Annotated in this window: 17 protein-coding genes; 14 read left to right on the top strand and 3 right to left on the bottom strand. The window is 64.1% G+C overall.

What is annotated here, in order from left to right; translation table 11 throughout:
• Positions 1-51: 51 nt before the first annotated feature.
• From HMPREF2791_RS05010 to HMPREF2791_RS04965, 10 genes are all read left to right on the top strand, one after another.
• The gene (locus tag HMPREF2791_RS05010) at positions 52-1,572 is read left to right on the top strand and encodes a SpaH/EbpB family LPXTG-anchored major pilin (RefSeq protein WP_070844621.1); all 1,521 of its coding nucleotides are present in this window, start codon (positions 52-54) and stop codon (positions 1,570-1,572) included.
• 109 nt (positions 1,573-1,681) lie between these two features.
• Positions 1,682-3,103: a hypothetical protein gene (locus HMPREF2791_RS05005; protein ID WP_070844620.1), complete on the top strand. Its 1,422-nt coding sequence runs from the start codon at positions 1,682-1,684 to the stop codon at positions 3,101-3,103.
• A complete protein-coding gene (locus tag HMPREF2791_RS05000; protein ID WP_070844619.1) occupies positions 3,084-3,953 on the top strand; it encodes a class C sortase in 870 nt (289 codons plus the stop codon). Before HMPREF2791_RS05005 ends, HMPREF2791_RS05000 begins: the two co-directional genes overlap by 20 nt.
• A gap of 463 nt (positions 3,954-4,416) precedes the next feature.
• Complete coding sequence (locus HMPREF2791_RS04995) at positions 4,417-6,138, top strand: SpaH/EbpB family LPXTG-anchored major pilin (protein WP_070844618.1); 1,722 nt, start codon at positions 4,417-4,419, stop codon at positions 6,136-6,138.
• Positions 6,139-6,309: 171 nt separating this feature from the next.
• Complete coding sequence (locus HMPREF2791_RS04990; RefSeq protein ID WP_070844617.1) at positions 6,310-7,218, top strand: class C sortase; 909 nt, start codon at positions 6,310-6,312, stop codon at positions 7,216-7,218.
• Positions 7,218-8,141, top strand: coding sequence for a SpaA isopeptide-forming pilin-related protein (locus HMPREF2791_RS04985; protein ID WP_070844616.1), 924 nt, complete (start codon positions 7,218-7,220; stop codon positions 8,139-8,141). Before HMPREF2791_RS04990 ends, HMPREF2791_RS04985 begins: the two co-directional genes overlap by 1 nt.
• A 24-nt stretch (positions 8,142-8,165) precedes the next feature.
• Positions 8,166-11,291, top strand: coding sequence for an LPXTG cell wall anchor domain-containing protein (locus tag HMPREF2791_RS04980; RefSeq protein WP_070844615.1), 3,126 nt, complete (start codon positions 8,166-8,168; stop codon positions 11,289-11,291).
• 151 nt (positions 11,292-11,442) lie between these two features.
• A complete protein-coding gene (locus HMPREF2791_RS04975) occupies positions 11,443-13,203 on the top strand; it encodes a metallophosphoesterase family protein (RefSeq protein ID WP_070844614.1) in 1,761 nt (586 codons plus the stop codon).
• A gap of 123 nt (positions 13,204-13,326) precedes the next feature.
• Positions 13,327-13,611: a type II toxin-antitoxin system TacA family antitoxin gene (locus HMPREF2791_RS04970; protein ID WP_070844613.1), complete on the top strand. Its 285-nt coding sequence runs from the start codon at positions 13,327-13,329 to the stop codon at positions 13,609-13,611.
• Entirely contained in the window at positions 13,601-14,113 is a 513-nt protein-coding gene (locus HMPREF2791_RS04965) for a GNAT family N-acetyltransferase (RefSeq protein ID WP_070844612.1), read from the top strand. Before HMPREF2791_RS04970 ends, HMPREF2791_RS04965 begins: the two co-directional genes overlap by 11 nt.
• Positions 14,114-14,117: 4 nt before the next feature.
• Here the strand turns inward: HMPREF2791_RS04965 and HMPREF2791_RS04960 are convergent, their stop codons facing one another.
• Positions 14,118-17,927, bottom strand: a complete 3,810-nt coding sequence (locus HMPREF2791_RS04960) for a Pls/PosA family non-ribosomal peptide synthetase (protein ID WP_070844611.1) — start codon at positions 17,925-17,927, stop codon at positions 14,118-14,120.
• A gap of 259 nt (positions 17,928-18,186) precedes the next feature.
• Between HMPREF2791_RS04960 and HMPREF2791_RS04955 the strand changes: the two genes are divergently transcribed.
• Complete coding sequence (locus tag HMPREF2791_RS04955) at positions 18,187-19,131, top strand: PDDEXK family nuclease (protein ID WP_070844610.1); 945 nt, start codon at positions 18,187-18,189, stop codon at positions 19,129-19,131.
• A gap of 169 nt (positions 19,132-19,300) precedes the next feature.
• Here HMPREF2791_RS04955 and HMPREF2791_RS04950 read toward each other — a convergent pair whose 3' ends face one another.
• On the bottom strand, positions 19,301-19,738 hold the full coding sequence (locus HMPREF2791_RS04950) for a MarR family winged helix-turn-helix transcriptional regulator (protein WP_070474739.1): 438 nt from the start codon (positions 19,736-19,738) through the stop codon (positions 19,301-19,303).
• A gap of 56 nt (positions 19,739-19,794) precedes the next feature.
• Positions 19,795-20,091 (bottom strand): rhodanese-like domain-containing protein, encoded by a 297-nt coding sequence (locus HMPREF2791_RS04945; RefSeq protein ID WP_070844609.1) that lies wholly within the window; start codon positions 20,089-20,091, stop codon positions 19,795-19,797.
• A 19-nt stretch (positions 20,092-20,110) separates the two neighbouring features.
• On the opposite strand from HMPREF2791_RS04945, the gene HMPREF2791_RS04940 reads away from it, so the two are divergent.
• The 3 genes from HMPREF2791_RS04940 (at position 20,111) to HMPREF2791_RS04930 (ending at position 22,861) form a co-directional block, all read left to right on the top strand.
• Positions 20,111-20,806: a hypothetical protein gene (locus tag HMPREF2791_RS04940; protein ID WP_246825434.1), complete on the top strand. Its 696-nt coding sequence runs from the start codon at positions 20,111-20,113 to the stop codon at positions 20,804-20,806.
• A 151-nt stretch (positions 20,807-20,957) separates the two neighbouring features.
• Complete coding sequence (locus tag HMPREF2791_RS04935; RefSeq protein WP_070844608.1) at positions 20,958-21,836, top strand: hypothetical protein; 879 nt, start codon at positions 20,958-20,960, stop codon at positions 21,834-21,836.
• A 188-nt stretch (positions 21,837-22,024) separates the two neighbouring features.
• Complete coding sequence (locus HMPREF2791_RS04930) at positions 22,025-22,861, top strand: hypothetical protein (RefSeq protein ID WP_070844607.1); 837 nt, start codon at positions 22,025-22,027, stop codon at positions 22,859-22,861.

Below are 22,861 nucleotides of genomic sequence, written 5' to 3'. Positions count from 1 at the left end.
AATTCCCAAAACCAACTCCACACACACCCCTCCAGAAAAGGAACTGCAACCATGTCGAACCTGACAAAGAAGACCTTCGCGCTCGCAGCCGCGGCCGCGTTCGCAACCGCCACCCCGCTCGCCGTCGCCCCGGACCTCGCGCCTGTCGCGGTCGCCCAGAACAACCAGGCCGTTGACGTGAACAAGACGGCGAGCCTGACCATCCACAAGCAGGAAGGCGACCCGGGTAACGCCACCGGCGATGTCGCGGGCACCGAATTCACCATCGAGCGCGTGCAGATGAAAAACGGGCTGAACACCGCCGCCGGCTGGAAGGAAGCCGGCGATATCGTCAACGCAGGCGCCGATGAAGCGACGCTGGACGACACGTTCACCGCCCAGAACAAAAAGACCGGTGCTGACGGCATCGCCAAGTTCGACAACCTCAAGGTGGGCATCTACAAGGTCACCGAAAAGACCAACGGCAACTACACCGTCGCCGCCCCCTTCCTGGTCACCCTGCCGCTGACGCAGGAGGACGGTTCCCTCACCTACACCCCGACCATCTCCCCGAAGAACCAGAAGCTGGACCCGACCAAGGCCGCTGACGACGCGAACGCAAACGTCGGCGACGAAATCACCTACACCGTCAAGGCACCGGTCCCGGCCGGCGATGTGCTGCAGGACGGCACCCGCACCATCAGCCGCTTCCGAATCACCGATGACCTGCAGAAAGAACTGACCTACGTCGCCGACTCTGCTGCCGTTTCCCTCATCGGCGCCAAGGACGGGGTGGACGCTGCCCTGCAGTCCGGCGACTACACCATCACCAACGACGGCCAGAACCTCACCGTCGAGTTCACCGAGGCCGGCCTGCAGCGCCTGGAGACCCTGCGCGGCGAGAACCCGGGCCTGACTGCCCAGGTGGTGTTCAAGGCCAAGGTCAACGCGATCCCGGCAAACGGCAAGATCAACAACACCGCCAACGTCTACGTGCCCAACCGCGACGAGCCGATTTCGACCAAGCCGGAGACCACCAAGGACGGCGACCAGGACACCAACGACACCACCACGCAGTACGCCAACGTCGAGGTGACCAAGACCCTCAACGGCAATGCGGTGGAGGACGAAAAGACCGGCAACGGCGCCGAGTTCGAGATCTACCCCTGCGCACCGGAGGGCGACGGCTACAAGGTGGCCAAGGACGCCACGGCGATCAAGGGCACCGCAACCGCAGACGGCACCAAGATCGAGACCTCCTTCACCGCCCAGGGCGGCGACGTTGCCTCCGCGAAGGCCGCCGTGGCGTCCGGCTTTGGCATGCAGCTCAACCCGACCGTGCAGTACTGCGCAGTTGAGACCAAGGCCCCGGCCGGCTACCTGCTCAACCCGGACCCGCAGCTGCTCACCCGCACCACGGAGGGCACCGACACCACCCGCCCCGTGTACACCGTCGCGGTCAACGACGTGAAGGACAACATCTGGGGCCGCCTGCCTGCGACCGGTGAGCGCACCATGCTCTACATCCTGGCGCTGGGTCTCGTGCTGTTCGGCGGCGGCGCTGCGTACCAGCTGAGCCGCCGCAACGCCTAAGGCGCGCAGATGGTGAATCGCAAATGGTGAAGATGCCCCAAAGTGGCGCATTTTCACCATCCGCCATTCACCATCCGTACAAGCTCTCACTATGACAAGGAAGGACACCATGCACTCACGCACGGCACCCAGGCTCGCCGCCGCGCTCGCCGCTGCCTTCCTTGCTTGCGCGCCCACCGCTTCCGCCGCCGACCTGCGGGTCGATCTCCGCGAAAGCGTCGGCGCGGACTGGTTCGCGCGCATCGGGGACCGCGATGTGGAGCTGTTGCTTATCGACGACCTTCGGCCCACCCCCGACAACCTCCAATCCCTGGACATCCCGGCGATCACACGCGACCACCCCGACCGCCTGCGCAAGGTGGACACCAAAGCGTCGAAGGAAGGCACCGCCACCTTCACGGGCCTCAGCACCGGCGTGTACCTAGTGCGGGTGGCGGACAACCCGGACACGCAGGACGCGCGCGTGTCCTACGCCCCGTTCGTGGTGGCGGTGACCCCGGACAAGCCGGCGCAGGTGGTGGCACCGAAGGCGCAGGAGCTGGGGATCAGCGTGGACCCGCTGACGGCGTGCAACACGCTGGAATGGAAGGAAGCCGCAGCGCCTGGGACGTATGTGGAGTACGACTTTGTCTCCACCGTGCCCAACCTCTCCACGGACGGCACGCTGAACCAGTACGTGCTGACCTTGGAGTTCTCGCGGGGCCACACCGTGCAGTGGGACAACGGCGGCCCCCGCAGCGTGGTGGCGCAGGGCGACCAGGTGCTGCGCTTCGATGCAGCGGCGGCGACACCCTCCAAGCAGGTGCCGGGCACGGCGCGCAAGGAGCAGCCGGTAAACAAGCTCCAAGCCCCGCGCCTGACCATCCACGGCGCGGGCAAGAGCACCGAGCTGAAACGCGGCGAGGATTACGACGAGCAGCAGCAGGGCAACGACGAGGCGACCTTCACGCTCACCAGCGCGGGCCTGGCTAAGCTCGCCCGCGCGAAGTCGGCGGACCCCGCCACCACGGTGGAAACCTGGGTGCCGGCGAAGGCGAACGATAAGAAGCCCTGGGGCAGCGGCCCGGTGCGTGATGCCACGCTCGGGGACCTCGCCACCACCGCCACGTTGACTGCAGACGGCATGGACGCCACCCGCGCGCCCGTCACGGTCGAGCACGTCAACCACATCAACGTGGTGGAGCGAAGAAAGTGCTTCGACGCTGCCGCGGCAACCACCACCGTCACCGACGACGACCAGCGAAGCACCGAGACCGAAACCGAGACCCGAACCCCAACCAGTGCCATGCCGTCCGACGCCTCCGTCACCGAGGTGGTCACCCGCGAGACCACGCGGGCGGACGGTTCCCCGGCCACTGTGACTGAGACAGTGGTGAAAAGAGGTGAGGGGGACGGGACACCGTCGATAGGCGAGCGCGTCGGCGACCTCGCGTCCACCGGCGCGAGCGTCATCGGCATCACCGGGCTCGCCGTGCTGCTGATCCTCCTCGGACTCTTCTTGCGTAGGCGCAATGACAACGAAGAGGAGTAAGCGCCGCAGCAACGCCGTCTCTTGGATCGTGCTGATCCTGGGGGCGCTGCTGCTGCTGTACCCGATCGCGTCCACGCTGTCCGCGCAGTACCGGCAGATCCAGCAAAACGAGGAATATGCGGGGGCGGTGCAGGAGCTTAGCGACGACGCCAAGGCGCAGCAGCTGGAACTGGCACACCAGTACAACCAGCGTTTGTTGGCGAAGGGGCCGCACGCACGTGTACCGCGCGACGACGACCCGGGCTTCGACGACTACATGTCCCAGCTGACCCTGCCGGAGAGCTACCACGTGATGGCGCGCGTGCGCATCCCCCGCATCAACGTGGACCTGCCCGTGTACCACACCACCAGGCCGGACGTGCTTTACGACGGCGCCGGCCACATGTACGGCTCCACCCTGCCCGTCGGCGGCAACGGCACGAACGCGGTGATTTCCGCGCACACTGGCATGGTCAACGCGGCGATGTTCGATCAGCTGCCCATGCTCAAGCCCGGCGACGACATCTTCATCGACGTGATGGGGCAGCGCCTGCGCTACCGCATGACCTCGCGCGAGGTGGTCAAGCCCGACGATTACGACGCCGTGACCTACGAGCCCGGCAAAGACAAGATCACGCTGATCACCTGCACCCCGTACGGGCTGAACACGGACCGTCTGCTGGTGCACGCCGAGCGCGCGCCCCTGGACCCGGACACCCCGGAGCCGGCCGTGGATGCCTTCGTGTGGTCCTGGTGGATGATCGCGGTGCTCGTGCTGATCCTGCTGGTGCTCCTGCTGATCCTGTGGAAACGCTGGCGGGACCGGCGGAAGAAGCGACGCCGCGAGGCGGATGTGATGGTCGCCGACTAGGAGCCTTTGCTTTACGACGCACCTCCGGCTAGCCGCGCGCCCGTCGGGGGCACCCGGACGATTTCCACTTTGACCTGGTTCGATGTCGGAACCCAGCGGAGATGAACCTTTTGCTGAGAACACCGCAAGAGGGGTGTGACGAAAAGTGGCCAGAAACACACGCCGTATAAATGGCAACTAATTAAAACTGCGTGACCGCTGGTCATGGACATTTTCCACGGGATTGAAGTGAATAAACTGGCCTCGGCTGGATGAAAAACGCTAATAGCCTGCTGAGAACCTGGGAAACCGCGGGCAAAAGCACTTTACAAGACTTGCGATTGTCGATATTTTTACCAGTGGCGCCCAAGCTGGGCCCAGAGGCTATTCAACGGGGGCGTAAAGCCCTCCCGGCCACTGAAAATCCTCTTCTCGCTGACCAAAAACGGGCCCAGCGAACTCCGAACTTCCGAAAGGATTTCCCATGGCAATTGCCATCAAGAAGACCGCCGCGATTGCAATCGCCGCCGGCCTCACCTTCGCCGGCTCCGCCGGCATCGCCGCGCAGGACGCGCTGGCGCAGACCACTAACACCGCTGCGCCGACGCCGCGTGCTGCCGAGCAGCTTGCCGCATCCAGCACCATCCCGGAGGGTGACAACTTCTCCTTGGTTGTGAACAAGCGCTACAACCCGACCGAGCTGCGTATCGGCACCGGTGAAGAAGATGGTGCGGTTTCCGGCGAAGCGCTTGAGGGTGCGAAGTTTAAGGTGGAGAAGCTCGAGGGCAACATCCGCGATCAGGCGGAGTTTAACCGTCTGGCGAAGCTGACCCAGGAGTACAACAAGGCTGGCGTCGCTGAAAAGCCGGAGATCACCAAGGACGGCGAGTTCCCCGCTCAGGAGATCGCTACCGACGGCAACGGCCAGGCAACCTTCTCTAACCTGCCTGCTGGCGCATACCTCGTCACCGAGACCGAGTGGGAGAATGCACGCCCGGCCGAGGCTGGCTACGAGTCGAACGGTACCGAGACTCTCGTCCCGGCCGACCCGTTCATCGTGTTCCTGCCGATGACCAACCCGGCTGGTGACGGCTGGATCTCCAACGTCAATGTGTACCCGAAGAACTCCTTCGCGCGCGTTGAGAAGGCTGTTGAAGACGAGGACAAGCACGTCCTCAATGAGGATCAGGTTACCTACACCCTCACCGGTATCGTTCCGTCCGCCCAGGAGGGCAAGAAGCTCGACTGGTTCGGCCTGCGCGATGCGTACAACAACACCGAGATCAAGCCGGACTACGAGAACCTGACCGTTAAGGTCATCAGCGTCGACGGTGCCGAGAAGGACCTGACCAAGGGCACCGATTTCGCTGTTGGCGCGGATGAGGGCTACAACTCCGTCGCCGGCAACCTCGCCGCTGGCGCGAATGCTGGCTTCTTCGTCGGCGTGAAGCCGTCCGTGCTCAAGCCGGGTGACCGCGTGATCGCCACGGTGACCGCCGACCTGCTCGAAGGTGCGAACACCGACCAGGAAGTGGAGAACTCTGTTCGCGAGTACTTCCGTCACTCCACCGACGACAGCAACTTCTCCGAGGTTCCGCCGGAGACCCCGCCGAACACCCCGCCGGGCGACACCCCGCCGAACGAGACCCCGAACGACAAGGTCGTTTCCTACTTCGGCAACATCCAGGTGTTCAAGACCGGTGAGGAAGACGGCAAGCGCACCGCGCTCGAGGGAGCGAAGTTCGAGGTGGGCAAGTGCAACGCTGAAGGCACCGCAATTGACGGCGACGCAATCGCCAATGGCGAAACCGACGAGAACGGCACCCTCACCTTCGAGGGCCTCCACGTTACTGACTACGCCGACGACGCTGTGGTCGAGGACCCGGGCAAGTACTGCCTGCGTGAGACCGCCGCACCGGCCGGATACACCTTCGACAAGGATGCTGTCTACCCGCTCGAGCTGACGCGCGAGACGAAGAACGGCGGTCAGCCGGCGAACTTCCTCACCACCACCAACGCGAAGTCCGCAAACTTCGAGGCTGCTGGCGACAAGATTGCGAACGGCGTTGCGGTGAACAACCTCAAGAACAGCGTCCCGTTCCTGCCGAACACCGGTGGCATGGGTGTGCTGATCATGGCCTTGGCTGGTCTGGCCATCATCGGCGGCGGTGTCTACGCGGCACGTCGCAACTCCCAGTCCGCATAAGCGAAAGCGCGGACCTTGGTCTAGTGGCTGCTAACAAGCGCTAGGCCGGGAGGCGCCTCGACGAAACAGCCGGGGCGCGCACGCCCGCCGGCAGGAGGGCGAAAAGTTCCTGCCCCAGTTTGAAACCGGAGGTCGTCGATAGGCGATGGCCCCAAAGAGAGGACACGACAGGTGACTACTGCAGTGAAGGCGAAGCACCGGCAACAGCCGGCGCAGAAGTCTTTTTTCCAGCGCGTCGGCCTGCCGGTCCTCATCATTCTCGTTGGGCTGCTGGTGCTGATGTACCCGGTGATTTCCACGCAGTGGAACAACCATGTGCAGGAGCAGGTGGCCAAACAGTATGAAGAGAAACTGCAGGTTGTGCCGCCGGAGCAGGTGAACCGCGCGCACGACGCGGCGGTGGAGTACAACCGCACGCACACCGATGGCCCGATCCTGGATCCGTGGCTGGCGCGCATCAGCGAGGACAACGCGGAGTACAAGGAGTACGAGCGTCACCTCGCGGGTGTGTCCGCGATGTCGCAGTTAGCGATTCCGTCCATCGACGTTCGCCTGCCGGTCTTCCACGGCACCAGCGACAACACACTGCAAAAGGGCCTCGGCCACCTGTACGGCTCCGCGCTGCCCACGGGCGGCGAGGGGTTCCACTCGGTGATCACCGGCCACACCGGGCTTACCACCGCGACGCTTTTCGACGACCTCGTGGACGTCAAGGAAGGCGACGCCATCTACATCTCCACCTTTGGCAAGCGCCTGAAGTACCAGGTGTACGAGACGCAGGTCGTGCTGCCGGATGAGACCGACAGCCTACGCGCGGAGGCCGGCCGTGACCTGCTCACGCTGGTGACCTGCACCCCGTACGGCATTAACACCCACCGTCTGCTGGTGCACGCGGAGCGCGTGCCGCTGGATGAAGACGAGGCCAAGGTGCTCGACGAGTCCACATCCACCATCCAGTGGTGGATGTGGGTGCTTGGCGCCGTGGCGCTCATTGTCCTGCTGGCGCTGATCTGGTGGATCATCCGCGAGAAGAAGAAAAGCGACCGCAAGGACGCCATAACTAGAGAGGTTCTGTCCTAATGCGCACTTCGAAGTTTGTGGCGGCGCTCGGTGCGGCGTCAGTCCTCGCGTGCGGGTTTTTCGGCCCTGCTGCGGATGCGAAGGTGATCAGCGGCAACGACCGCGACATCCCGGCGGCGAGCGTGGACACCACCCAGCCGATCTCGTTGATGGTGAAGAAAGCGGCGACGAACCCGTACGACGATGTCCCGGCAGGGGAGAAGCCGCCGGCCATCGCCGGCGCGACGTTCAAGTTGTCGTTGGTCAAGGGCGTGGATGTCACCACCGATGAAGGGCGCGCGGGTGCCAAGCAACTATCGCTTGACGATGTTAAAGCCAAAGGCCTCACGAGCATCGCCACCGCGCAGACGAGCGAGAAGGGCGAAGCCGGCTTCGACAACCTGAAGCCCGGGCTTTACCTGCTGGAGGAAAACGCCCCGAACGACGGGCACGAATATCACGTGTCCAGCCCGCAGCTGATCATCCTCCCGCTCGGTGACGTGCGTGGCACCCAGTTCAAGTACGAGAACGTGGTGGTGACCAAGTGGGACGGCAGCGAGGGCGGCGAGCCGCCATCCTCTACCCCGACACCGTCGCCATCGACGTCGACGACGACTGAGCGCACGACCGAGAACACCACGGAGAAAACCACCGAGACCTCCACAGAGCGCACCACGGAATCCACCCCGGTCGAGTCCACGACCACCTCCACCATGCCGAACGGCTCGACCACGGTGATCACCACGCGGCCCTCGACGTACGTGACCACCCAGCCGAACGGTTCCGTCACCACGGTGACGCAGCCGCCGGCGGATAAGGAACGCAGCGGCGACCTGGCCTACACCGGCGCGAATGTCCTGTGGGCGGCGGGCCTGGGCGGCCTACTGATTCTGGTCGGGTTCTTCATGGCTCGACGCAGCAAAGACGAAGAGCAATCACGGTAAGACAGCGGATTGAGGAAAACGATTATGCGAAACATTTTGAAGCCTGCAGCGCGAACTGCTAGCTCGCGCGCGCGTCGCTCCGTCCGTGGCGTCGCTGCCGTGGTTGCCTCGGTGGCACTTGCCGCGGGTCTGGGCTCGTACCCGGTGGACGCGCTGGAGACTGGGGCTCCGACGGCATCAGCTGAGCAGTGCACGACGTCGATTGAGACGCGGACCCTCACGGTGGAGGGAAAGCCGACAAGCTACGCCACGAGGCACATGCGCATTACAGTTTCTGGTTTGAATTCCGGCGAGAAAGTTCACAGTTTTTCAGCGAACCTGTCCAGCGGTAGCTTTGACCCGAATCGAGCAGATTCCGCTGCGCCGCTCCAGGACAAGGGCACTAAAAAGCTGACTACCTTCGCGGAATCTCCGTTCCCGAACTACTCCGAACTCGCAACTACCAAAACGGTGACCAAGACCGATGTGACCTACGACCTCGGCAATCCGATTGCGGTTGGCACTAGCTCGGGCGATGTTGATCTCGTTTTGCCGACCACACAGTCCAACGCGAAGTACTACACGGTCACCGCTGACGTAGAGGCAGTATCTTGCGAGGAGGAGCCGACTTCCGAAGCGTCGATCCCGACGACCGACCCCACCGAGCCGGCGGACGGTACCACTGAACCGACGGATCCAACAGCTGTACCGACGGATGACCCGGCAGAGCCTTCGTCCCCGGCGGGCCCGACGACGAACGAGCAGCCTCCGGCTTCGACGTCATCGGTGCCACTTGACGACGAGACCAAGCGTTTCGACATGGAGGGCCGCGGCGGTATCCGTCTGAACCCCGCCACGACTACCGGCGAGTCGCCGTACGAGACCACGGCAACAGTGGATGGGAACTCGACGTTCTCCAAGGCAGTCGTGCGTATCAGCGCACCGAACAGCATCCTGGCTTCCGAGGCATACAGCTTTCACCTCGACAAAACTGAAACGGGTGTTTCGTTCGAGCGCCGCGTTGTGAGCATCTCGCGTGACTACGTCGAGTTTGAGGTCTACCCGGTTAAGAACGGGCAGCGAGTCGATTCGGTTCAGGTGCCGGACGGCGCGAAGTTCACCATGACTTCCGGCTTCAGTGACAATCCGCCGAGCGTCGATGCAGTCGCGACGATTTACGGTACCTCCCTGGTTGAGCCTAAGGAGCCGGTAAAGGTGTCCCCGCCTGATGGTGCGGACTGGGTTGAGAAACAGTACCCGAACCCTGAGATGCCTAAGAAGTGTGGTTTGAAGATTGCCATCGTGGCGGACCAATCCCGCTCATTGCAGAACGCCGATGTTGATGGTTTTGAAGCGAGCCGCAACGCAGCGAATGAGATGGTTAAAGCTCTTGTTGGTGCCCCTGGGACGAAAGTCGGTATCTACAACTTTGCATCAAGGGCCGGCGCTAAAGGAACCACGAAGCAAGCTGTGGATGTATCAGTGAATGGTGTAGTGAACCCGCAGATCACTAACGCAATTAACGAGTGGACCACAAGCAATGCTGGCAATGCGACAAACTGGGAAGCCGGCTTGAAGCAAGTCCAGAATCAAGGCTACGACATCGTTTACTTCATCACAGACGGTATGCCCACGTACGACGACACGGGGTGGCAGAACATGGGTGGCAGTCCAACGGGTGCCCCGCTGAGAAACTCTGGAGCGTTTGTTCAGGAGAGGTCTCTGAACCAGGCAATTCTCGCCGCGAACGAGTTGAAGAAAAAGGGAACCAGGGTTGTACCAATCATGGTCGATCTAACGCTGGCTAAGGGCAATGTAGTCACCCAGGAATACGTGCTAAAAAATCTGTTGAGCACCCGTGCTTATGAGCAAGGCGGAAGGCACGGTAACTATCTCATCGAGCTTAAAAGTGTATACACCGATTACCCAAACTGGCAGCGCGCGGCTTATCGAAAGACTCAGAGTTCTGATTCGTGGGACTTAATCGTCAATCTCGAAGAAGCAGTGAATGCGTACTATAAAAACAATGTCAAATCTAATAACCGTCTGATCGACATTGTCAGTACCAGCCGCAAGACAGTGACGAACGATAAATCACTGTGGACCTACGGTACCCGTACGGTAAAACAAATGGGTGAGGATATCTCCGGGCCGGGAGACACCGTCCGAGTCGAGCAGTATTCTCAACTCGCTGATCAGCTCAAGCAGATCGCGAGCGAAATCAACCAGTTCTGCGAAGGCAAGATCATCGTCCAAAAGCAGATCGTTGACGCCAACGGTGGTGTGCTGACCGACGGTGCTGATGGCTGGGAGTTCTCGGTCATGGCGAATAACCGGATCATCGACACTGGAAACGGTGACTTGGTCTATGCAGACTCCAAGACCACCGCCACGGAGGAAGGAGCAGACAAGCCGCAGGCTTCGTGGAACCTAGTCACAGATAGGCCGGCGACGGCCACGATCACAGAGCACCAGCAAGAGGGGTACAAGCTGTATCAGCGAGATGAGAAAAACGCCGTGTGTACTCAAAACCTCAACGGTAAAGAATCTCAGCTGGAGGTTCAGAATACGGGTGCGACTGGCTTCAGGGTTCCGGTGAATACCAGTGGTTCCCACGTTGCAACCGTCGTGTGTGTGGTTGCCAATACGAAGGCCGATCAGCCGAACTTCGGTCTCGAGGTGAAGAAGGTCGACTTGGAAAATCGCGACATCACGCTGTCGGAAGCGGAGTTTGAGGTCCGTGAGGTTACCGCGGTCGAAGGCGAAGCCCCGCAGACGTGGACCCTCGAAACCGGCACCGACACCGGCACGTACACCCTTGAGACAGTGCTCGAGCCGGGCAAGGAGTACGACCTGGTCGAGGTGAAGGCACCGACCCAGGATGGCGTTGTGTACTCGCTGCTCACTGCGCCTGTTCGGTTCCGAGGATCAATTCAGGATCAGGGCGTCGCGGTTGAGTACCAATCGAACGGGAAATGGGTCTCGGATATATCGACCCAGGGCGTGTGGAACGTAGTCTCCGATAAACAGACGGCATATCTCGAGGTCGCCAACGTCCGCCAGGGCAACATGCCGAAGACTGGTGGCGCGGGTGTTCAGCTCCCGATCTTGCTCGGCGGAACCCTCATCGCGGCGGGTGCGTTGATGGGCAGGCGCAAGGTCGCAGCCTAAGCACCAGACCGCGCTCTAACCGCACGCCAGAAGGGCCCGGCTCGATCGTCACCGATTGAGCCGGGCCATTTTACGTGTTAGACCGCATTCAGCACCGGCCCGTCCCGAGCTCGCGCTGCGGGATCTCTCAGGCGGCGCTAATTTTTGACGCATGATGTCCCGCCGCGCACTCGCCGCCACCACTGCTGCCGTTGTCACCGCCACAGCCGCCACCACAGCCGTTCCCGCTATCGCCGCCCAACCGGAGGCGTTCCCCGAATCCTCCCGTCCGTACCTGTACTTCCAGAGCTTCGACGGGGTGGACAACCCGGCCCACTTCACGCACGACCTGCCGGAGGGCTGGTCGCAACACGTCGATGGCGTGACCTCGGGCGAGGCCCGCTGGAACGGGTGGACCATCTCGGATTTGCGCCATTGGACTTGGGCCTCCGGTACCGACGAGCGCCACTTTTTCACCCAGGGGCACGACCAGTTCGCCATCATCGATTCGAAGCAGCAGCGTCTTTCCGAGCGTGACTCCATGGACGCGCGCATGACCACCGAGCCGATCGACGTGAGCGGCCAGAGCAAAGTCGCCCTCGAGTTCGACCAGCACTACCGGCAGGGCAAGAAGGGCCAAACCGCACTGGTTGCGGTGGGATTCGATGGTGGGGAACCGGAGGTCGTCGATAAGCTAACGAGCGACCGCTACTCCTCCCACGAGTACTTCGAGCTCGACGTGCCGGAAGGCGCGACAACAATGCAGGTGGCGTTTAGCTACCTCGGCGGCAACGACGACTACTGGTGGGCCGTGGACAACGTCGCGGTGCGCGCGCCGTTTACCCAGGTAGCGGAGGAGCCGAACACCGTCATTGACGTGATCTCCGATCCGCAGGACGATCCGGAGGATTACAAGCTGGCCATCCGCCGCCTCAACGCCATGCCGGAGAAAGCCAGCGCGCTGGTGATCAACGGCGACCTGGTGGACAACGGTAGCCAGGAACAATGGGACAAGTTCCTCGCCGCGCGCAAGGAGGCGCCGCATGATTCGGGCGTGGAGCTGTGGACCATCGGCAACCACGAGATGTACGGCGAGGAAACCTCGGAGGTGCACATGCAGCGCTTCCTCAAATACTCCGGGCAGGAGAGGCCGTGGAACGAGGTGGTGGTGGACGGCACTCCGCTGATCTCCATCAACACGGAGTACTACTCGGACGTCGACCGCGGCGGCAAGGAGCCGTTCCAGCGCATCTCCGCCGAGCAGCTGCAGTGGTTGGACGAGCGCCTCGCGCACTGGGATAAGCAGGGCGTGACCGCGCTGGTGTTCACGCACCCGCTGCTGCCGGGGACGGTATCCATGAGCCATTCCGCCTGGTACCAGAACGATTTCGAGGACGAGCAGGCCATCTCGGACGTGCTGTCCAAGTACAACGACGTGGTGGCGTTTACCAGCCACTCGCACTCTTCGCTGAAGCAGAACAACTGGTGGGGCACTAGGCGTTACGACGGCACCCCGCAAGGCGCCATCGGCTTCCCCGTCGTCAACACGGGCGCGATCCTGAACGAATACCTGCCGGACGGCGACCACGACGAGGAGATTGTGGATGAGGACGCCGCCACCGGCCTGCGCGTGAAGGTCTACGACGACCGCATCCGTGTAGAGGCCTGGGACTTCAAGGACGGCCACGGCCTGGCCAACCCAGACGGCGAGGCGAAGATGATCAAGTACCAGGACTTTGCCAAGCAGCACCGCCTATCGACGCCTCCGGTGCAGCCCCCGGCAGAGCCCATGGAGGGTTCCTCTGCTGGCGCGACAGCCGCCTTGGTCATCGGCATCGTCGCGGCGCTTGGCGGGGCCTTCGCGTTCATCGCCTCTCAGTTCGGCGACCAGCTGCGCGGATTGCTTCCGGCCTCGATCGCGGGACTCCGGTAGCGCTGACCTACGAGTCGCATCTGCGTTGGACGATGATGACCGGTTGCTCGTGAAAAGCCGAGACGGTTGCGTGGAGGCTTGGCGTATGTACAATGTGCGTACGCTATTGAGAGGGGAGTTAAAGTGACTGTGAAAGATCGCCGATTGAACCTTCGGACCACGGCACTGCAAGACGATCGGCTCAGGCAGGCCGCAGAGGCGACCAATAAGTCCGTTTCGGAGTTTGTGTTGGAGAGCGCGGTTGAGCGAGCTGAAATGGTGCTCGCTGATCAGCGCTGGTTCGTTCTGAGTGAAGAGAACTTCTCGCACGTAGAGAAACTTCTAGAGCGGCCAGCAGACTTTAGGAAATTGGCTGAGCTGTTTGCGGGGGAAAGCCCATTCGGGAAGGAATTCAGCTTTGGCGGCTGACCGTGTCCTTCAGCCACCACGGCAATTGGTGAAAAGCGATGATCGGGCGTCGTTTCGGTGTGGAACCGCTTCTTTGGACTTGTGGTTTCACCGGTATGCACTACAAAACCAGCGTGTGAAAAACTGCGCTGTCTATGTGTCGACGTGGAACGAGCGGGTCGCCGGATACTACGCGATCTGCACCGGGGGATTGGAAAAGGAGGCCGCGCCGGGAAACTTCGCAAAAGGCCGGCCGGATCCGATTCCTGTGATAATTCTTGCTCGACTGGCTGTGGACGTGAATGCGCAGGGCAAAGGCGTTGGCAGAGCGTTGCTGCGCGATGCTTTAGCGCGATGTTTCACGGCTGCCGCGGCGGTTGGGGCGGCGGCGGTCGTGGTCCACGCGTTGGATCAACAGGCGAAGGATTTCTACCTCCGCCACGCCGATTTTCACGAAATACCGGGGGAGCCGCTGCATCTGCTACTCCCAATGAAGGGGATTGCACAGATCGTAGCGCCGTAAACCCCTACTGCGGCTCCACGGGGTTGCCCTGCCACACGGTCATGGCCGGCACCTCGTCGCCACGCATGACCAGCGAGCCCGGGCCCACCGTCGCGCCGGCGCCGATCGCGGACCCCGGCAGGGACACCGAGTGCGCGGCCAAGGTGGCCGAATCCTGGATGGACACCGTGTCCAGGGACATCACGCGGTCTTGGAACAGGTGCGTCTGCACCACTGTGCCCGGGCCGACCGACGCGCCGCGGCCGACTACGCACAGGTCGGTCTCCGGGAACCAGTAGGACTCGATCCACGCGCCGCGGCCCACGCGCACGCCCAGCGCGCGCAGCACCAGGTTCATCTCGCCGGAACCGGAGGCCCAGTTGAAGAACCAGGGCGCGGCGACGACCTCGACAAACTGGTCCTGCAGCTCGTTGAGCCACACGAACCAGGAGTACAGCGGGTGCTCGCCAGCCTTGTGGCGCCCGACTAGCACCCACTTCGCCACCACGGCGGACAGCACGGCCAGCACACCCACGGCCATCCAGACCAGGCCGCCGAGGAGGTACGTCCAGAAGCCGAAGCGCTCCAGCAGCGTGACCACTCCCGCGGCGAATACTGCAGCCAGCACGGCCTGGGTCATGGGCGCGAGCAGGCGCAGCGTCTCCACCACGCCGCGCTTGCGCATCAGCGACGCGGACGGCTTGTAGGTTGCCTCGCCGGCGGCCTCGACCTCGACGCGGCGCATGCGCTCCGGTGGCGAGCCCCACCAGTTGGAGCCCGCCTTGGACTTCTTCGGGGACGCGGACAGCACGGCCACCAGCGACTGTTTCGCCAACTTGCGGCCGGGTGCGACCATGCCGGAGTTGCCCACGAAGGAACGTTTGCCCACCACGGTGTGGTCGGTGCGGATCCAGCCGTCGCCGAGTTCGTAGGTGCCGACCATGGTGTCGTCGGCAAGGAATGCCCCGTCGCGTACCTCGGTCAGCTTCGGCACCATCACGGCGGTGGACACCTCGGCACGCTCGCCGATCTGCGCGCCCAGCGAGCGCAGCCACACCGGGGTAGCCAGGCCCGCGTAGATGGGGAAGTAGCGGGTGCGGGCGTCGTCCATAAGCCTGGTCACGGTCCACAGCGCCCAGCCATGCACGCTGCGTACCGGGAAGACGCCGGGCTTCACGCCTATCGACGCCACCCTCACGGCCAGCCACGTCAACCCCAAACCAGCTCCGATGTAGACCAGACCGCCGACCGGGGCGAATACGAGCAGGCCCCACACCGACGAGGTGTTGGCCAAGCGCGCCAGCCCCACCGTCGCGGCGGCACCGGCGACAGCGGCCAAAGCCGGCAGCAGTGCGAGGAACAGCGAGGTCAAGCCGTAACCAAGCGCCCACAGCGGGCGGCGCGGCGGGCGCTTCTCGGGGAAGCGGTGCTTGGAACGACCCACCTTGCGGGCCGGCGAGCCCGCCCAGCGCGAGCGCTTCTTCACCGGCTTGCGGCCGGTGACGGTGGAACCGGCCTCCACGTGCGCGCCGTTGCGGATCTCGGTGCCGGGCATGAGCGTGGAGCGCGCGCCCACGCGTGCCTCCGCGCCGATGCGGACCTCGCCGACATGCAGTTCGTCGCCGTCGAGCCACACGCCCGACAGGTCCACCTCTGGCTCGATTGCGGAGCCTTCGCCGATGGAAAGCAGGCCCGTCACCGGCGCGAAGGCGTGCATGTCCACACCTTTGCCGATCGTTGCGCCCAACATGCGCGCGGTGACCTTCGCCGCGTTCGCGCTGGAGATGTTCAACGCGCCCGAGGCGGCCAGCCACCGCTCGGCCGCCCACAGCCGCACGTGCTGCGCGCCGCCGCGTGCGTACACGCCGGGCTTAATACGGCCGCGGATCAGGCGGGCACCCAGCGCGCCGACGGGGATGCGCCCGAACGGGGTGCACAGCACCACAAACGCCGCAGCCAGCCAGGACCAGCTCAGCTCGGTCAAGCCCAGCAGGTTCGCAGCGATGGCTACCCAGGTCACCGCCGTGGCGGCCTTCAATGTCATCACCGGCACCATCAGCGCAGTCTGCGCCACGCGGGTGCCGGCGCCGACGGGCTCCACCTCGCGTTCGCGCTTGGCGGTGCGGTTGGAGAGCGTGAGCTCGTCGATAAGCGACGCAAGCGTCTCCAACCTGGGGTGGTCGTAGAGGTCGCGCACCGCGATCGTGGGCACGCGCTCGCGCAGGCGCGTGATCAGCGCGGCGGCCGCGAGCGAGGAGCCGCCGAGCTCGAAGAAGTCCGCGTCACGGCCCGGCACGTCCAGGCCGAGGACCTCGACCCACTGCTGGGCCACCCAGGCTTCCGTCTCGGTCAGCCCGACCGCGTCCACGCTGGCGGGCAGCGGCCACGGCAGGGCCTTCTTGTCCACCTTGCCGGAGGTGCGGATCGGCAGCTCATCCATCACGTGCAGGCGCGGCACCAGTGCTGCCGGCATGGCCTCGGCGAGACGCTCGCGCATCTGCGGCACGTCCAGCTCAGTGCCCTCGTTGGGGGAGACGTAGCCCACCAGCACCTTGTCGCCCGACGGCAGGGTCTGCACCGCCACGGCCGAGTTGTACACGCCCTCGAGTGCTGCGACGTTGGCCTCCACCTCGCCCAGCTCGATGCGGCGCCCGCCGATTTTGACCTGGTCGTCGGCGCGGCCGATGAACGCCAGGCCGTTATCGGTGAGCTTGACGTGGTCGCCGGTGCGGTAGGCGCGCTCCCAGTCGCCCATGGGCGCGTACTTCTCCGCGTCCTTCTCCGGATCTAGGTAGCGCGCCAGGCCAACGCCGCCGATGATGAGCTCTCCCTGTTCACCCTCGCCGTCGCTTGCGATGGCGAGATCCCAGCCGTCCAGCGGCCAACCGATGGTCACCGCCTCGCCCGGGAACAGCTGCTTCGCGCTGGCCACCACGGTCGCCTCGGTGGGGCCGTAGGTGTTCCACATCTCGCGGCCGGCAGCCAGGCGGTCGGTCAACTCCTGCGAGCAGGCCTCGCCGCCCACGATGAGCAGGCGGATGTTGTCCAGCGCCTCCTTCGGCCACAGTCCGGCCAGGGTCGGCACGGTGGACACGACCGTGATGTCGCGGCGGATCAGCCACGGGCCCAAGTCTTGGCCCGAACGCACCAGCGCGCGCGGCGCCGGCACCAGGCACGCGCCGTGGCCCCAGGCCAGCCACATCTCCTCGCACGACGCGTCGAAGGCCACTGACAGGCCAGCCAGCACGCGGTCGTCCGGGCCGAGCGGGTTGTCCTGGCAGAACAGGCGCGCCTCCGCGTCCACGAACGCGGCCGCAGAACGGTGCGTCACCGCCACACCCTTTGGTTTTCCGGTGGAGCCGGAGGTGAAAATGATCCAGCAGTCGTGGTCCGGGGTGACCTCGCCGAGCGGGGTCGGCTGCGCAGGCTTGAGTACCCGCAGGCCGTCGTCGGTCCAGATCGCGTCCACGTCCGCCTCGCCGAAGACGGTCTCCGCGCGCTCGTCCGGGTCGTCCGCGTCCACCGGCACGTACGCGCAGCCCGCGCGCATCGTGGACAGGATCGCAAGGTAGAGCTCCCTGCTTCCCGACGTCATCCGGATCCCCACGCGACCCCCATCACGCACGCCCATTGTGCGCATCTCGGCGGCACGGCGCTCGATTTCCTCCACCAATTCGGCGTAGGTGAGCACACCGTCGTCCGCGGAGTTGGCGCCGCCGTCATCGATGGCGGCGGCATCGGGGTACTCGGCGGCGGTGGCCGTCAGGACGTCGATAAGTGTGCGTTCGGGCGGGGCGAGGTGGCTGCGGAGAAGCGGATTGTCGGCCTGAGACATGCGGATAAGGCTAATAGCGCGCTATAAATCCGCAAATCATGGGAAATACCAACTATTTGCGTTCGCCCACGTTGTTGGTGTTGCGGTTCCCGGCGGCTGCCCCCCCGGCCGGATCCAGCTAGTCGCACCTCGTTTTTCGCCCCCAGGGGCCGATTAGCCGGATCCTTGTAGCTGGATCCGCGGAAGCGCTGCGCGGTTTCGCACTCGCTGCTACTGTCAAGGCCGGTCTCGGGGGAGACAACAAGAAAATGGGGGACTGATGGATCAAGCGAAATTGGCCGCGTTGCTTGTGGCGCGCGGGGACGCCGAACACCAAGAGTGCGTGCAGCTTTCTGCGACAAAGTTTGTCCCTGCCACCAAGTGGGCAGGGCTGAAGCGCTACGAGCAGGAATTCCTGCGGTGCTACGCAATCGGCGTGAGCGCGCACAAGGCCGTGCTGATCGGCCGGTCCGCGGCGAGGGCGCTCGGCCTCGGGGTGCTGATCCAGAACCCGGAGATTGTGGAGTTGGCGCAGCGAGGGGGCCGGCCGCCGTCGAAAAGCCAATGGCCCGACGGGGTGATCTACCGCAACATCCCGGTCCCAGACATTGACATCCTCGAGCACGAAGCCTTCGATCCCGCAGGTGGCGACGGGAGCATTCGCCTGACGACGGCACATCGCACCGCCGTCGACATCGCCCGGTTCCACGGAGTGCGCGACGCGGTTGCGGCGATGGACAGCCTGTATCGCGAGCAGACGCCGTTTGGTCAGGAGTCGATTCAGCTCGAGCTGGCGGCCACGATCAACCGGTTGGCGGGGAAGAAAGGGGTGGGGCTGGCGCGCCGGGCGCTCGAGCTCAGCTCGATGAAGTCGGAATCGGCGTACGAGTCGCTGTTCCGAGTCATCCTCATCGAGCTGGGGATTCAGCCGCAGGAGCAGATGTGGGTGAGCAGGCGTTTCCGGGTTGACCTGCTGTGGGGCACCCTCATCATCGAGATCGACGGGTACATGAAGTTCGAGGACATGCCGCACGAAGAGGTGATGAAGATGACCAGGCGGGAAAACTGGCTGAAAGAGCAGGGCTACGAGGTGCTGCACCTGTTTCCCATCGAGATCATCTTCGACGAAGCCGGGTGCATCCGCCGCCTCTACGCGGCCAAGGCGAGAGCGGACATGCGCGGCGCGGTTTCGGTGCCGGCGACGCCGTACCGGCCGCGCGCGTGACCGCACGGCCAGCGCGCCGGGAGCCCGCCCGGCCCGCGCGCCAAATCCAGCTAGTAGGACCCAGCTAATCGCTTCTCAGAGCGAGATAGCTGGGTCCTACTAGCTGGATCCGCGGAAAACGAGCGGCGGGAGTGGCGGAAAAGAAGCGGCGGAAACGCGATCCCGCGCCCTATTCCTCCGCCGCGAGGGCCTGGGAGAGCTTGCGCAGGCTCTTCAACTGCTTGTCGGAAGACGCCTCGAGTGCGCGGTCTTCCGCCTCGGCCACGTCTGCGGCGAGTTTGGCCAGCGCCTTTGTGCCCTTTTTGGTGGCGGCGACGATCTGGCGGCGGCGGTCCTTCGGGTCGCGTTCGCGGGTGACCCAGTTGTTGTTTTCCAGGTTGTCGATGAGGCGGACCATGTCGGAGGCGTCGATGCCGAGCAGTTCGGACAGCTGACGCTGGCTCATCGGTTCGCCGTTCACGCACGTGAGGATCCAGTACTCACGCATGGTGGCGGTGTGTTTGGCCAGGGTGCGCTCCACCTCGTCTTTGGTGTGTCTGCGCACGCGTTCGACCTGGAAGTGGGGGGACTTGACCAGTGCGGATGGCAGTTCGGGGAGGGCGGACATGCCCTCATCATAACTACGTTTCCGCGCCCAACGATTGGGAACGCCTAATTACTGCACTAATTCTGGTGGGGCAGCCCTTGTTCGACCCAGGCGGTGGTGCCGCCGGCGACGTTGATGACGTTGTCCCAGCCGCGGGCCTGCTCCAGGTATTCGCCGGCCTGCGCGCTGCGGCCGCCGGATTTGCAGATCAGGTAGATGTCGCGCTCCGGGTCGATTTCGTCGGTGCGTGCGACGAACTCGGACAGGGGGATGTTCATGGCACCTTCGGCGCGCACGGCGCTGTACTCGTCGGGCTCGCGGACATCGATGAGCTGCGCGCCTGCGGGGACTTTATCTACGGAAACTTCCTTCATGGCTCGTATGATAACTGCCGTGAAGTACCACGTCCGCCGCATTGCCGCCCTGCTGATTCTGTTCCTTGTGGTGCGCGCAGGTTTCAAGGCATTGCTTCACGACGAACCTTCGGACTCCCCAGCGCCAGAGCAGGAGACGTCGGTGTCGGCGGAGCCTCGTCGACAAGCTGCTGCCTCGATCGCGCAGGGGCGCCCGGTGGAAATGGTGGTGCCGGTGCTGGGGCTGCGCGCCGGGTTTGAGCAGGGGGATTGTCGCGTGGTGGACGGCAAGATCGACCCGAAGAGCATGGATAAAGCCTGCGCGTTGACGGGGGAGGACTACCCGTACGAGCTGCCGGGCACGGATGCTGGCGACATCGTGGTCGTGGCGGGGCATACAGGTGCGGGGGTGGATGCTGTGTTTAACAAGCTTTACGACGGTAAAGCCGAACGCCACACCGTAGCCACGGGCGACACGCTGTTCGTCCGCACGGAGGCATCGGGCGACGACTGGTTGAAGTACACCGCGACCGACCTGCACGACCCGGACAAAGGTGCGCTGGCGGGCAACGCGGAAATCTGGGGCACGGGGCCGATGCCGGGACGGCTGCTGACCATTTCCTGCATCCAGCCGGCGAACCTGCTGGCGGACAGTGTGCGCAACGCGGTGGTGGGGTGGCAGCTGGCCGGAACGGCGACCGGCGACGAAGTTGAGATGGCCTTCGAGCCGCGGTAGCCAAGATTTTTGCGTTTTTATTGGCGTTGGACTGCGCATTTACAGTTGCTTTCCAAAAAGTCTAAAGTTTTACTTGAGGCTTGTGTGAAATGCGTTTACTGTTGTGGCGTAACCTTCGACCTGAGGTTTAGACTTTCCGATAGGAGCCCCAATGAAGCGCACCATCCGTACGCTGGCCGCAGCCGCAATGGCCGGCGCGATCGCAATTTCCGTGACCCCGGCCGCCGGCGCCCAGACCGAAACCGACACCACTGCTGTGTACAAGCAGCTGACCAAGGTTTTGGAGTCCGAGATGCCGAAGGTGTTCACCGACGGTAACGGCAACTACTTCCAGCTGGTCAACGGCGAGATCATCCAGACCGAGCTGCCGGCTGGCGCTGACAACGTGCCGGTGGTCAGTGCTACCGAAAAGGGGGAGCTGAAGATCAGCTACCCGGATGGTTCCAAGGACGACGTCGTGATCTCGCTCGTCGACGGCGTCGACGGCGCGGTTGAGGGCACTGTCGAGGTTCCGGCTCCGGAGCAGCCGCAGGGCCCGGGCAAAACCCTCACGGTGGAACCGGCCGACGAGGTTGGTGGCACCGTGGTGGCCGAGCCGCAGCCGGAGGGCGAGGCTGACGTTGAGGGCGAGGCCGGCGCCGGCGCTGACGTCGAAGGTGACGTCGAGGCTGGCGGCGAGGTGCAGACTGAGCTTTCCCCGGGTGCGATCGCGGGCATCGCTGCCGCTGCGATCGGCGTCCCGGTCGTTATTGCTGGCGTGACCTACTTCCTGAACCGGGATGGCGAGACTCTCGTTGGGTCCTCGGATCGCGTGAACCAGCAGCCGACTCCGGAGGAGAAGGCGAAGTCTGACCAGCTCCGCGCTGAGCACGCTGACGAGATCGCCGCGCAGCAGGTTGCCGCGGCCGCGAACCGTGGTGTCGAGGCTGAGACTGGCTCGAACACTGTCGCACGCGCCCTGTTTGCACTGGTGATTGCATCTGTTCTGGGTGCAGCTGTCTTCGCGGCCGGCCGCCGCTTCCTGGTCTAGATTTCGGTCTGGGCAACTTAGTCTGCCCCCCAGAGGCCCGGTTGCTGGATCGTAGCCGGGCCTCACCTGCATCTACCGGTAAGAAACCCGTGTTGCTGGAGTGAAAATTGAGGGCAACGTGTGTAAACTCTCAACCAATGCTTGAGGTTCTACTCCTCGAGCTTCCCCGAGCCTCTTAGGAGACCGTCATGCACCGCACCACCCGCGCCGCCGCCGTCGCTACCGCCGCAGCCGCAGCCCTGCTCGCAGTTCCGGTTGCCGCGACTGCGCAGGACCTGCCGACTGAAACCGCTGACGTACGCGGTGGGCAGTACTTCCTCAATGAGGAAGGGTCCCACTACGTGCGCACGCTCCAGGAGGCGGCGCAGCCGTTCGCGCAGCTGGACAGCGGCCAGCAGGAGCGTGCGGTCGCTGTTGCAGATGCCGCAGTCGCCGGGCTGATCGAGTCGGGCGTGATCCAGGGCCAGCCCGCAGATCAGCCGACCGGCGAGCCGGTGCCGACCGATCCGGAGGTCGCCGACGCCGCCGAGACGTCTGTCGCAACTTCCGCAGAGGCCCCCGCCGTCCCGGCTCCGTCCCCCGATGACGCGGCGGAAGAGCCGCTCGGGGCTGAGGATGTGAACCCTGCCAGCGAGGATCCGGTTGCCCACGGTCTGGTGAAGTTCCCGCCGGTGCTCACGCTGAACGGCGAGACGTTCTTCCTGAACAAGGACGGCCACACCTTCGTTGCCGACATCACCCGAGTCAATGCGGATGTCACCCCGGAGGAAACCGCCGACTCCGAGGCGATGGTCCGGGCCAATGCGGGTGAGATTGGACGCCAGGGGCTCGAGGCGGCGCGTGCTGCGGGCGAGGCTGTCGAAGCTGTAGCTGATAACCAGGTCGCGGCGCCGTACGCCGCGCCTGCCCGCGGCCTGGGGGCGGAGACCGGCTCCAACACTGTCGTCCGTGCGCTGTTCGCGCTCGCGCTGGCTAGCGCACTGGGTGCCAGCTTCTTCGCTTTCGCGCGCCGCCGCCTGATTTAG

The sequence above is a fragment of the Corynebacterium sp. HMSC034A01 genome (assembly GCF_001838175.1).
Taxonomy (GTDB): Bacteria; Actinomycetota; Actinomycetes; order Mycobacteriales; family Mycobacteriaceae; genus Corynebacterium.
The sequence above is the reverse complement of the archived record's forward strand: the minus strand, read 5'-3'. Positions and strand labels throughout refer to the sequence as shown.